Below are 12,176 nucleotides of genomic sequence, written 5' to 3'. Positions count from 1 at the left end.
AATCCCCACCGTCCATGAATGCGCCACGGGATAGCCGTCCATGGGTTATCGCGCGGACGCCCGCGAACGTCACAACCCGCCGGAGCCGGCGAGCCGGGGCCAGGCGTCGCGCAGTGCCTCGCGCCAGTCCCGCATCGGGGCCAGCCCCGCCCTCCCCCATGCCTCGTGCCCGAGGACGCCGTACGCGGGGCGCCGGGCCGGGCGAGGGAAGTCCCTGCTGCTCGTGGGCCTGACGCGGTCCGGGTCGTCGCCGAGCAGGCGGAAGATCTCCCGGGCGTAGCCGTACCACGTCGTCCGGCCCGCGTTCGTCCCGTGGTAGACGCCGGGGGGCGGGCTCGCGCGCACCAGCCGCACGATCTGGGCCGCCAGGTCGCCCGTCCAGGTGGGCTGGCCGTGCTGGTCGTCCACCACGCGCACCGGGTCGCCCCCGGCGGCGAGCCTGATCATCGTCTTGGCGAAGTTCGGCCCGTGCGCGCCGTACAACCAGGCGGTGCGGACGACGTAGCCGCCGTGCCGCAGGGCGGCCCGTTCCCCCGCCGCCTTGGTCCGCCCGTACGCGTTGACCGGGTTGACCGGCTCGTCCTCGGCGTACGGCGTCCGCGCCGTGCCGTCGAACACGTAGTCGGTCGACAGGTGGACGAGCGTCGCGCCGTGGCCGGCGCACGCGGCGGCGAGCGGTGGCACGGCGTGGCCGTTGACCGCCAGCGCCTCCCGCTCGCGGGTCTCCGCCTCGTCCACGGCCGTCCAGGCCGCACAGTTCACCACGACGTCCGGTTTCTCCGTACGGACCGCCGCCCGGACGGCCGCCGGGTCGCACAGGTCGAGGTCCCGACGGGACAGCGCGGCGACGTCCTCGCCCTCGCCGGCCAGCAGCGTGGTGAGTTCGGCGCCGAGCATGCCCGCGGCGCCCGTGACCAGCCACCTCATGGCGTCGCCGTCACCGGGCCTCCGCCCGCAGCGGTTTCCACCACGACGGGTTGTCGGCGTACCACCGCACGGTCGACTCCAGGCCCTCGTCGAAGGACACCTGGGGGGCGTAACCGAGGGCGCGCAGCTTCCGGTCGTCGAGGGAGTAGCGGCGGTCGTGCCCCTTGCGGTCCTCCACCCGTCTGACGAGGTCGGGTGAGGCGCCGAGCAGGTCGAGCAGGCGCCGCGTGAGCTCCAGGTTGGTCAGCTCGGCCGTGCCGGCCACATGGTAGACCTCCCCCGGCCCGCCCACCTCGGCGACGAGCTGGATGGCCCGGCAGTGGTCGGAGACGTGGATCCAGTCGCGGACGTTTCCGCCGTCGCCGTACAGGGGAACGGGCCTGCCCTCGATCAAATTGGTGATGAACAGCGGGACGACCTTCTCCGGGTACTGGTACGGCCCGTAGTTGTTCCCGCACCGCGTGACGGAGACCGGCAGCCCGTGGGTGACCGCGTACGCGCGAGCGATCATGTCGCCGCCCGCCTTCGAGGCGGCGTAGGGCGAGCGCGGCGCGAGCGGCGCGTTCTCGTCCCACGACCCCGTCTCGATCGACCCGTACACCTCGTCGGTCGATACATGGACGACGCGCCGCACCCCGGCGGCCAGGCACGCGTCCATGACCGTCTGCGTGCCCAGCACGTTGGTCCGCACGAAGTCGGCCGCACCGTCGATCGACCGGTCGACGTGGGACTCGGCCGCGAAGTGGATCACCACGTCGTGGCCCGGCACCACCTCGCCGAGCAGGCCCGCGTCGCACACGTCGCCGTGGACGAAGTCGTACCGCCCCTCCACCGGGGCGAGGTTGGCGAGGCTGCCCGCGTATGTGAGCCGGTCGAGCACCGTGACGGACGCCCCGGCGAAGGCCGGGTATCCGCCCGTGAGAACCGTACGGACGTAGTGGGAGCCGATGAAGCCGGCGCCGCCGGTGACCAGTAACTTCACAGAAGAACCACACCTGTCTTCGAGCTCGGGACGGGAAAGGGCTTGTGCCGGACGGGCCGGGAGAGCGGCGGCGGTCGGAAACTGTGCGGCGGTCAGGAACTGATCTGGACCCTGCTGTGGTCCCCCAGCACCAGCCGATGGGCCTTCGGCGTGTCCGGCGCCGGCGTGATCTCCACGTCGTGGCCGATCAGCGACGCCTCGATCCGCCGGACCCCCTCGATGGACGAACGGGCGAGCACGATCGAATACTCGATCTCGCTGCCGCTCACCACACAGTCGGCACCGATCGACGTGAACGGGCCGACGTACGAACGGTCGATCACGGTCCCCGAACCGACGACCACCGGGCCGACGATGCGGGAGCGGCGCACCGAGGCGCCGGCCTCCACCACGACCCGCCCGATGAGCTCGCAGTCCTCGGTGTCGCCGTCGACACGGCGCTCCAGGGATTCCAGCACCAGCCGGTTCACCTCGAGCATGTCGGCGACGTTCCCGGTGTCCTTCCAGTATCCCGAGATTACGGCGGGCTCGACCTCGTGGCCGGCGTCGATGAGCCACTGGATGGCGTCGGTGATCTCCAGCTCCCCCCGCCAGGACGGTTTGAGCTCCGCCACGGCGTCGTGGATCGCCGGGGTGAACAGATAGACGCCGACCAGGGCGAGGTCGCTCTTCGGCTCGCGCGGCTTCTCCTCGAGGCCGACGACCCGGCCGTCGCCGGCCAGTTCCGCGACGCCGAACTGGCGGGGATCGGACACCCGGGTCAGCATGATCTGCGCACTGGGCCGCCGCTCCCGGAAGCGTCCGACCAGGCTCTCGATGCCGCCCACGATGAAGTTGTCGCCCAGATACATGACGAAGTCGTCGTCGCCGAGGTAGTCGCGGGCGATCAGGACGGCGTGCGCCAGCCCCAGCGGCGCCTCCTGCCTGAGGTAGCTCGCCTGCAGGCCGAACCGGGACCCGTCGCCCACCGCCGCCTCGATCTCGTCCTGGGTGTCGCCCACGACGATGCCGACCTCGCTGACGCCGGCCGCTGCGATCGACTCGAGGCCGTAGAACAGGACGGGCTTGTTGGCCACCGGGACCAGTTGCTTCGCGCGGGTGTGGGTGATGGGCCGCAGCCGGGTGCCGGACCCGCCCGCGAGCACGAGGGCCTTCATGTCAGTAGGCCCCCCTGCCGCCGGTGACCGCGGACCACGTCTTCCACAGGATCTGCAGGTCCAGCAGGAGCGACCAGTTCTCCACGTACCGCAGGTCCAGCCGGACTGACTCCTCCCAGGACAGGTCCGACCTGCCGCTCACCTGCCACAGCCCGGTCATGCCCGGCCGTACGACCAGGCGCCGGTGCACGTCCGTGCCGTACCGCTCGACCTCGGCGGGCAGCGGCGGGCGCGGCCCGACGAGCGACATCTCGCCGCGCAGCACGTTGAGGAGCTGGGGCAACTCGTCCAGCGAGTAGCGGCGCAGCATCAGGCCCACGCGGGTGATCCGTGGATCGTTCCGAATTTTGAACAACACGCCGTCCGAATCGTTGGATGCGGCCAGAACCGGCTTGAGCCGCTCGGCGTCCACGACCATGGTCCGGAACTTGAGCATGTGGAACTCGCGGCCGTACCGGCCGATCCTGGTCTGCCGGAACAGGGCGGGGCCGGGGCTGGTGGCGCGCACCACCGCCGCGATGGCCAGCATCGGGAAGAGCAGGACGAGCAGGAACGCGGCCGCCACGATCCTGTCGAAGCCGTTCTTGACGAGGCGCCTGGAGCCCTGGAGATCGGGGTGCTCGACGTGCAGCAGCGGCATCCCCGCGACCGGGCGGACGCTGATGCGCGGCCCCGCGACGTCCATCAGCGCGGGAGCGACGAACAGGTCGGTCCCCCGCGACTCGATCCCCCAGGCGAGTCGGCGCAGTGCGGCGCCGTGGAGTTCGGGACACGCGAGGACCGCGACCGCCTCGGCGTCGACCTTGTCGACCACCGTGGGCACGTCCCGGAAGTCTCCGAGCACGGGCACACCGTCGATGTGGGAGCGCTGCCTGCGGTACTGCGCGCTCGGCAGGCAGGCGGCCACCACCCGCATGCCGTGGTACGGCTGCCGCCTGAGCTGCAACACCAGTTCGTGGATGGACTGCCGGTGCCCCACCGCCACGACGGGCCGCATGTACCGGCCCTTCATGCGCAGCCGGTGCAGCCGCTTGCGCAGGCGGTGCCGGATCAGCAGCGTCAGCACCGTGGCGAGCGGCAGCATCGCCATGACGTAGCTGCGGGCGACGTTCGTCTGCGTGAGGTACGCCCCGATCGCGACCGCCGCGATGAGGCCCAGACCCGCCTGGGCGACCGAGCGGAACTCCTCCGTCCCCTCGCCGTGGGCACGCGTGCGGTAGCCGCCGGCGACGCCCACGACCAGCGGCCAGGAGATCGTCAGGGTCACGCCGAACGCGAGGTCGTACACGGGGATGAAGGCGCCGAACCACAGCCGCGTGAGCTCGACGCCGGCGAGGGCGACGACAGCGCAGAGCAGGTCTCCCACCAGGAGGACCTTCGAATAGGAGCTCGTCGACACGTTCACCGGCAGCCGCACATGGACTTCGCGGGGAAACACCCCCGATTGCGCCAACTCCGTTTGCGATTCCATCTCACCGCGCCTAGGTAGTCGGACCGTCCAGGTGATTGACGCCCCTCGCGTCCCAAAGGTTGACCCACGACTCACCCATTTGAGGGCGTGCCCGCACGAGGATGATGTTAGACAGCGACCGCCCGGTAGGGAACGTAAGCCTCCTGTCCACAATTGGTCGCAATGACCCCACCTGGAGGGCTTGACGGGAACGGTCCAAGATGGCACGACCGGCCCTCAGCACGACATATACCGGCAATACATGCCGATACATAACGTACCTACATGGCGAACTCATACAACCGCGAAGAGGCGCGGCAGGCCCGCAGATCCCGCGAATACCTACCCCTATACGCCTCGGAAATACCGTTTGGTCGAATCAACTCCATAATCGCACCCGACCTTACTTTCCGATTCAAACATGCCGGAATGCGATGCCGATTGGAAGGCCCACGCCGGCCCGGGAACTCACCGAACTACATCCGGAGGAGTGCGGAAGTCCGCCTCAGCGCGAAACGATTCACGGGACGGCGCGGCGCCCGCCGGCCTCTAGTCGTATTCCAGGTCCGGCAACGGGGAGGGCGGTTCCGGGCTGCGCCACACGACGACGTAGTCCGAGCGCGCGCTCGCGACCGCCGTGCTCAGGCGTTCGAGGTCGAAGTCCGGCAGGTAGCGCAACCGGGACAGGAAGCTCGCGTCCGTCGCCGAGTGCGGCACCACGCAGCCCTCGCCCTCACGGTCCAGCAGGACGATGAAGACGTCCTCCGGCTGGCCGGGCGGATCCTGGTCGTCATGGCCGCCGACGCGGACCTCGACCACGTCCTCCCAAGCGAGGGCCTCGACGCTGCCGTCGGCGTAGTGACGTGTCACGCCTTCTTCGGTGACGTACACATAGGTGTCCGGCACAGGGTTGCCGTGCATGGGCGCGATTGTGACGACTTGAAGCGGGGCCGTGCAAGGGAATCCGGATCTCCGGCCGCCCGGAGCGCCTCCGGGCTCAGGCGTGCCGCCACCGCAGGTGCTCGCGCATCGCGTGGACGGCCGCGTCCGCCGGCCCCTCGGCGATGAGGCGCAGCAGCGCGGCGTGCTCCGCGGCGAGCTCGTGGGGATCCTCGTAGGAGTGCCTGAGCCCGACCAGCCCGAGCCGCGTCTCGGCCGCGAGCGTGGCGTACAGGCGCTCCAGGCGGGGGCTTCCGGCGGCGGCGACGAGCGCCTCGTGCAGCGCCATGTGCTCGGCCACCACGGCCGCCCAGGGCGCGCCGGCCGGCAGGCCGGACAGGCGGTCCAGCGCCTCCTCCGCCGCCGCCACCCGGCGGCCCGCGACGGCCTGCGCCATCAGTTCCTCCAGCGGCGCGCGCACGTACATGAGGTCGGCGAGGTCGGCGGAGGTGAGCACCGGGACGTACGCGCTGCGGTTGCGCTCGCGCCGCAGCAGTCCCTCGTGGACGAGCAGCGCCAGCGCCTCCCGCACGGTGGGGCGGGCCACGCCGTATCGGGCGGACAGCTCCTGCTCGGGCAGCGCGGCCCCCGGCTCGATGTCCCCGGACAGCACCCGCTCGCGCAGCGCGGCGGCGAGCGCCTCGACGGTGGAGACGGGCCTCAGGGTGGTCACGTGCCGAGCCTAGTGGCGGCCGCGGGCCGGCGCCTTCGGCGTCTCGGGTGCGGGGGTGCCCGGCGGGCGCGTCCCGGCGGGCAGCGCCACCACGACCAGCCCGAGGGCGAGCAGCACCAGACCGGCCCACGAGACGAGGGACAGGTGCTCGCGCAGCGCCACGACGCCCAGCAGGGCCGCGACGGCCGGCTCGGCCAGCGCGAGCGTGGCCGCCGTGGCGACGGGCGTCGTGCGCAGGCCCCGGCCGTACAGGAGATAGGCCAGCCCCGTCGTGGCGCAGCCGAGGTAGAGGGCGGTGAGCAGGCCGCCCGGGCGCGCGAGCCAGCCCGGCCCGGTCAGCGCGAGGACCGGCAGCATGAGCACGGCCGCGCCACCGAACATGACGCCCATGACGGTCCCCGATTCCATGCCCCCGCCGATGGCCCGGGCCGCCACCACCGCGTAGAAGGCGTAGAGGAGCCCGCCGAGGAGGGCGAGCGCGACGCCTCCGGCGTCCACGCCCCCCGTTCCCCTCCCGCCGGTGACGAGCACCGCGCATCCCGCGACCGCGGCGGCCGTGGCGAGCGCCCAGCGCCCGCTCGGCCGCTCGCGCCCGACGATCCAGGACAGGAGTCCGGTGAAGACCGGGCCGCTGCCGATGGCCACGACCGTGCCGATCGCCACGCCCGTCCTGCCGACCGCGGCGAAGAAGCACAACTGGTAGGCCGCGACCGCGGCGGCCCCAAAGATCAGCGACCGGTGCATCGGAACGTTCCCACCGGAGGCGCGGCGCCGCCTGACCAGCGCCAACGCGCCCAGCAGGGCCCCGCCGAGCACGAGGCGGGCCGCGGCCAGCGAGACGGAGCCGGCGGCGGCGAGGGTGCCCACGGTGCCCGCGGTCCCCCACAGGACGGCCGCCGCGACCACCGCGAGCGGGCCCGATCTGGAGTTCATGGCAAGATTGTCTGACAACTAGACAGCGCCAGGCAAGTACTTTCCCCCGGAACGTCGAGACTGTCCCGATATGGGGCTGTGGCCCAAGTCGTTAGGAACGATCCCTGGTGGCCCAGCTAACCGATTGCTATGGTTTCGCCACTGTTAACACGTATGTAACCGACGGGCAGGTCTAATGGCTGGTCGGAAACGGTCCATCCGCTTCAAGATTTTCGCGATTCTGCTGGTGCCTGTGACCGCCCTGGTGGTGATCTGGGGGTTCGCCGCCAAGCTGACCATCGAGCAGGGGCAGCAGCTCCTGCGCATCCAGAAGGTCTACGACAACATCGTCTATCCCGTCAGTGCGGCCATCAACGAGCTGCAGACCGAACGGTTCGTGTCGGTGAGCTACCTCGCCTGGCGCACCTCGTCGCTGCGCACCGATCTCCAGGTGCAGCGCCGCAAGACCGACGCCGCCGCGGTCCTGCTGACCCGCCTGTCGGAGCAGGCCCGGGACGAGACGCCTCCCGCCATGTGGGACCGGGCCCAGGACCTGATCCGGCAGATGGACCGGCTCGACATCCTGCGCGGCCAGATCGACGACCACCGGCTCACCCGCCTGGACGCGATCGAGGAGTACAGCACGGTCGTCGAGACCGCCCACCAGGTCTACGACCGCCTGATGATCTCCCCGGACATCGACATCATCGAACAGACCAAGGCGCTCATCCTGATCACCCGCAGCCGCGAGCTGGTCAGCCAGCAGTCCGCGCTCGTGCTGGGCGCGCAGGCGTCCGGGCGGATGACGCAGGACGAACGGGACGCCTTCTCGGGGATGGTCGGCAAGCGCCGCCTGCTCTACCAGCTCGGCACGAGCCAGCTCGACGCCGGCCTGCTCAAGCAGTACGGCGCGCTGAACTCCACGCCGGTCTACACGTCGTTCGTCTCCCTGGAGGACGACGTGATCTCCAGGGTGCGGCCGGGCCAGCCGCTCCCGCCGGAGGCGCTCGCCTGGCCGACGACGGCTCAGGCCCTGACCCGCCAGCTCACCGAGACGACCGACGCGGCCGCCGACGCGACCGCCGCCCGCGCCGTGCCGCTGGCGCAGAGCGTGCTCTGGGACATCGGCATCGTCGGCGGGCTCGGCCTGGCGGCCGTCCTCGCGACCGCGTTCATCTCCTTCCGGTTCGCCCGTACGGTGACCGGCGAGCTGAGCATCCTGCACCGGGCCGCGGCCGACCTGGCCGGGCGGCGGCTGCCCGACCTCGTACGGCGGCTGCGGCGCGGCGAGGACGTCGACGTGGCGGCCGAGACGCCGCCGATGGCCCAGGCCAGCGGCACCGTCGAGATCGAGAACCTCGGACGCGCGTTCACCTCGGTGCAGCTCACCGCGATCGAGGCGGCCGTCGGCCAGGCCGAGCTGCGCAAGGGCGTCAACAAGGTCTTCCTGAACCTGGCCCGCCGCAGCCAGTCGCTCCTGCAGCGCCAGCTCGGCATGCTGGACGGCCTGGAGAAGGAGATCAACGACCCCGACCTGCTGGAACGGCTGTTCGGCGTCGACCACCTCACCACCCGCATGCGCCGCCACGCGGAGGGTCTGATCATCCTGTCCGGCGCCGTCCCCGGCCGCGGCTGGCGCAACCCGGTCCGGCTGTACGACGTGGCCCGCGCCGCCACCGAGGAGGTGGAGGACTACCTGCGGGTGGACGTGAACATGCCCCACGGCTACTCGCTCGCGGGCGGCAGCGTCACCGACGTCGTCCACCTGCTCGCCGAGCTGATCGAGAACGCCACGGTCTTCTCCCCGCCGCAGACCCGCGTGCAGGTCAGGGGCGAGCTGGTCGCCCGGGGCTTCGCCATCGAGGTCGAGGACCGCGGGCTCGGCATCCCCCCGGAGGAGCTGGCGCACCTCAACGCGCGGCTCGCCGACCCGCCGGAGTTCGACCTGGCCGACAGTGACAGGCTCGGGCTGTTCGTCGTCGGGCTGCTGGCCCGGCGGCACAACATCCGCGTCTCCCTGCGCACCTCGCCGTACGGCGGGACGAGCGCCGTGCTCCTGCTCCCGCAGGAGATCGTGGTGGAGAACGACACGAGGGAACCGGCGGTCGAGCGCCTCGCCCAGCCGGAGACCCCGCCCCCAGCCCTGGCCCTCACGCCGCCGATCAGCGGCGGCGCCCAGGACTCCCTCCCCCGCCGGGTGCGGCAGGCCAGCCTGGCGCCGCAGCTCAGAGAGGAGCGGGGCGACCTGTTCTCCTCCTTCCAGGCCGGCTGGCAACGCGCTCAGGAGGACTCGTGACAGAACACGAGGACGGGCCGCTGCTGCGCCCCTACACGCTCACCCGTGGCCGTACGCGCCCGAGCGGGCCCGACTTCGACCTGATGACCATCATCAGGACGGCTCCCGCCGCGTACAGCGGGGTCTCCGGGCTGGCCCCCGAGCACTGGCGGATCCTGCAGCTGTGCCGGATCCCCCTCTCTGTGGCCGACCTGGCCTCGGAGCTCGGCATGTCGCTGAACGTCGTGCGCATCCTGCTGGGCGACCTGCGCGACCAGGGGCTGATCAACGCGCGGCCGCAGGCCACGGTCGCCCAGCTGCCCGAGGAACGCATCCTCCGCGAGGTGATCCAGGGACTCCAGGCGCTGTGAGGCGTCAGGAGTCCTCCTCGCAGGCCTCGATCAGCCGCTGCACGTGCCAGCGGGCCGGTGTCATCAGCTCGTCGGCGTACCGGTCCAGCAGGGCCGCGCACGCCACCGCGTCGGCGGTCTCGACGGACGGCAGGACCAGGATGTCCTCCTCGCCGTCCAGCACGAGGCCGCCCCGCACGCTGAACGTCTCCTCGCCGACCGCGACGGCGGTCTCGAACACGAGGTCGTGCCCCGGGAGCGCCAGCGCGGCGCCGAGCCGTACGGCGGGCCCGGCCAGGTCGGAGACGGGCTCGGCGCGGACGTGGGGGAAGAAGTCGCGGGAGACGGACCGCCCCATCTCGCTGAACCGCGCCGCCGTTCGCATCAGCGCTTCCAGGAGTTCGGCGGCACCCTGACTGTTGGCGTCCACCCCCGCAGGGTAGATCACGGAAAGTTGCGGTTTAGCCAAATTATTAGGTTGGACCGGAGATTTCGCCGGAAAGGGCGACCTCAGCGGAAGGCGTAGCACTCCACCTCGGCCCGCCGGCGGGTCAGCCCGCCGCCCACCGACTCCTGGACGCAGGCGCGCTGCGCGGCGCTGAGTTCGAGAATGCCGCAGACACTGACCCCGGAGTACGTGCGGCAGTCGAGGGCCGGGTTGAACGTGCCCACCTTGTATTGCTCGCGCACCTGCGTGCGGCAGCGGTCCCGCGCCTCCGGCGTCTTTGCGTAGCGGCATTGGCCGACGAGGATGTCGTACTGCCTCTGGCTCACCTCCTGCCGCTGCACCCCTCCTTTGGGCAGCACGGGCCCTTTGGGCAGGGCGAGCGCCTGCGGCGGACTCCCGGCCCACGGGCCGGTGCTCGGGTGGCCGCCGGTCCCGGCGGCCACCGACGCGACTGCGGCGACCGTGCCGAGCATGGTCATCGCAGCGAACACGGCGACAGCGACGATCTTTCTCATGGCGATCCTCCCGATCAGGAACGTACCCACGGCCGAACGTCCGCCCCCGGCGCCGCGCCGAGCCTCGCATGGACCGTCGTGACCTTGTGTCATGCCGGAGCCGACACATGCACTACGCGCAGTAAATACGTCATTGCGAGGTGTGATCGAAGACGATCAAGGGTAGATGTGGCGACGGATCCGACGGGGACGGCGTTGCGCCATTCACACCCGATTCTTCGATCCGAAATCCGGTCATTTCCGATACAACGGAGCTTTTACGTGCGATTTGTTCAGGCAATCACGATGAGCGCGCTGGTCCTCACCGGGCTCACGGTCACCGGCGCGGGCGCGCTGGCCGACGCGGGCCCGCAGACCACGTCCCCAGCCGTCGTCGACGGCTACCAGATCGTGACGCTGCCCAACGCGAACGTGCCGAACTTCACCCGGCGCACCGTGTACTGCCCCGCGGGCAAGCGCGCCGTGGGCGGCGGCGGCGAGGCGCAGGGCAACGACGCGGTGCTCGTGGGCAGCTTCCCCACCCCGGACGGCACCGGATGGATCGCCCTCGGCCGGCAGAACTCCTACAACACCGTGGGCATCAGCGTCTACGCGATCTGCGCCAAGGCCTGACCGGATAACACCGCGCAGGGGAGCGGGCAGAGCCCGCTCCCCTGTCCACGTGAGGGCGTGACGCGTCAGGAAGCGCCAAGGGGCGACGGCGCCGGGCTCGCGGCCGGTTCCCTTCTGATGAAGGCGGAGGAGGCCCCGCCCAGCGCCAGGCGAGCCGGCAACCCCGTCGTCCAGCTTCGGCGCCCGGCGCGTGCGAGCCCGCCCACGGTCAGCGTCCCGTCGCACGGCCACTCGTCCGCCTGGTCGCCCGACCGGTCCCACACGGCAAGCGGGCCGTCCATGCGCGCGGTGAGCAGATACTGCAACGGAGTGCGCGGCAGGAACAGGTCGGCGTCGGGGGTCGCGCGCCGTACGGCCCGGGGCAGCACCGGCTCACGCAGCCGCACCAGCGTGGCGGGCTCGGCCCGCTCGACCAGCGCGCGGATGTCCGGACCGGACAGGGTCGCCACCTCCCGCGCCATCGAGACGTTCCTCACCAGCACGCGCACCGGCCCGGACGCGCCGTCCATGCGGGCCAGCGCCTGCTCGGACCTGGCGTCGCAGACCACCTGGTCGGCGAACAGATCGTGCACGCGGGCCACTCCCCCGGCCCCGATCGCCGCGACGGCCGCGGTCAGCGCGTCCGCACCCGTGGCCGCCTCCCACCTGAGGGCGGGGCCGCAGGTCGCGCAGCCCGTCGCGACGGACGCGGACCTGCGGACGTCCGGCGCCCGGCTCTCCCGTCCGCAGTCCTCGCACAGGACGGCAGAGGGCGAGTCGGCAGAGAGCTGGTCAGCCGCGGGCGGGCGGCAGTCGTCGCAGCAGACGAGCGGATACAGATACCTGCGGCCGGCCCGGTCGAACAGCTCACGCACGCAGGCCGGACAGAGCCCCCGCTCACTTCGCCGAGCGCCGGGGGAAGCCGAGATGACCATGGAAGCGGCACTGCCCCCGGCC

The 12,176-nt window shown here is 71.4% G+C and carries 13 protein-coding genes; 3 read left to right on the top strand and 10 right to left on the bottom strand.

Features of this window, described 5'->3' with window-relative positions:
- Nucleotides 1-69: 69 nt before the first annotated feature.
- The 7 genes from rfbD to BXA11_RS16450 form a co-directional block, all read right to left on the bottom strand.
- Nucleotides 70-927 carry a dTDP-4-dehydrorhamnose reductase gene (gene rfbD, locus BXA11_RS16480; protein ID WP_076435436.1) on the bottom strand — a complete coding sequence of 286 codons (858 nt, stop codon included), beginning with the start codon at nt 925-927 and terminating at the stop codon, nt 70-72.
- Nucleotides 928-937: 10 nt separating this feature from the next.
- Nucleotides 938-1,909: a dTDP-glucose 4,6-dehydratase gene (rfbB, locus tag BXA11_RS16475; protein WP_030510118.1), complete on the bottom strand. Its 972-nt coding sequence runs from the start codon at nt 1,907-1,909 to the stop codon at nt 938-940.
- 92 nt (nt 1,910-2,001) lie between these two features.
- On the bottom strand, nt 2,002-3,066 hold the full coding sequence (locus BXA11_RS16470; protein ID WP_030510119.1) for a glucose-1-phosphate thymidylyltransferase: 1,065 nt from the start codon (nt 3,064-3,066) through the stop codon (nt 2,002-2,004).
- Nucleotide 3,067: 1 nt separating this feature from the next.
- Entirely contained in the window at nt 3,068-4,537 is a 1,470-nt protein-coding gene (locus BXA11_RS16465) for a sugar transferase (protein WP_076435435.1), read from the bottom strand.
- Between the two features lie 528 nt (nt 4,538-5,065).
- A complete protein-coding gene (locus tag BXA11_RS16460; protein ID WP_030510121.1) occupies nt 5,066-5,437 on the bottom strand; it encodes a hypothetical protein in 372 nt (123 codons plus the stop codon).
- Between the two features lie 76 nt (nt 5,438-5,513).
- The gene (locus BXA11_RS16455) at nt 5,514-6,128 is read right to left on the bottom strand and encodes a GntR family transcriptional regulator (protein ID WP_076435432.1); all 615 of its coding nucleotides are present in this window, start codon (nt 6,126-6,128) and stop codon (nt 5,514-5,516) included.
- Nucleotides 6,129-6,137: 9 nt separating this feature from the next.
- Nucleotides 6,138-7,061: an EamA family transporter gene (locus tag BXA11_RS16450; RefSeq protein WP_076435429.1), complete on the bottom strand. Its 924-nt coding sequence runs from the start codon at nt 7,059-7,061 to the stop codon at nt 6,138-6,140.
- Between the two features lie 232 nt (nt 7,062-7,293).
- On the opposite strand from BXA11_RS16450, the gene BXA11_RS16445 reads away from it, so the two are divergent.
- Together BXA11_RS16445 and BXA11_RS16440 are read left to right on the top strand one after the other, a co-directional pair.
- A complete protein-coding gene (locus BXA11_RS16445; protein ID WP_159454791.1) occupies nt 7,294-9,336 on the top strand; it encodes a sensor histidine kinase in 2,043 nt (680 codons plus the stop codon).
- The gene (locus BXA11_RS16440) at nt 9,333-9,686 is read left to right on the top strand and encodes a DUF742 domain-containing protein (RefSeq protein WP_030510125.1); all 354 of its coding nucleotides are present in this window, start codon (nt 9,333-9,335) and stop codon (nt 9,684-9,686) included. Before BXA11_RS16445 ends, BXA11_RS16440 begins: the two co-directional genes overlap by 4 nt.
- Before the next feature lie 4 nt (nt 9,687-9,690).
- On the opposite strand, the gene BXA11_RS16435 is transcribed toward BXA11_RS16440, so the two are convergent.
- A complete protein-coding gene (locus BXA11_RS16435) occupies nt 9,691-10,095 on the bottom strand; it encodes a hypothetical protein (protein WP_076435425.1) in 405 nt (134 codons plus the stop codon).
- Nucleotides 10,096-10,175: 80 nt separating this feature from the next.
- The gene (locus BXA11_RS16430; protein WP_239104844.1) at nt 10,176-10,628 is read right to left on the bottom strand and encodes a hypothetical protein; all 453 of its coding nucleotides are present in this window, start codon (nt 10,626-10,628) and stop codon (nt 10,176-10,178) included.
- 285 nt (nt 10,629-10,913) lie between these two features.
- Between BXA11_RS16430 and BXA11_RS16425 the strand changes: the two genes are divergently transcribed.
- On the top strand, nt 10,914-11,240 hold the full coding sequence (locus tag BXA11_RS16425; RefSeq protein WP_239104845.1) for a hypothetical protein: 327 nt from the start codon (nt 10,914-10,916) through the stop codon (nt 11,238-11,240).
- A gap of 65 nt (nt 11,241-11,305) precedes the next feature.
- On the opposite strand, the gene BXA11_RS16420 is transcribed toward BXA11_RS16425, so the two are convergent.
- Nucleotides 11,306-12,154 (bottom strand): carbamoyltransferase HypF, encoded by an 849-nt coding sequence (locus BXA11_RS16420; RefSeq protein ID WP_083744292.1) that lies wholly within the window; start codon nt 12,152-12,154, stop codon nt 11,306-11,308.
- Between the last annotated feature and the right edge of the window lie 22 nt (nt 12,155-12,176).

The sequence above is a fragment of the Microbispora rosea genome, assembly GCF_900156315.1.
GTDB lineage: Bacteria > Actinomycetota > Actinomycetes > Streptosporangiales > Streptosporangiaceae > Microbispora > Microbispora rosea.
This window is presented reverse-complemented; position numbering and strand designations above follow the sequence as displayed.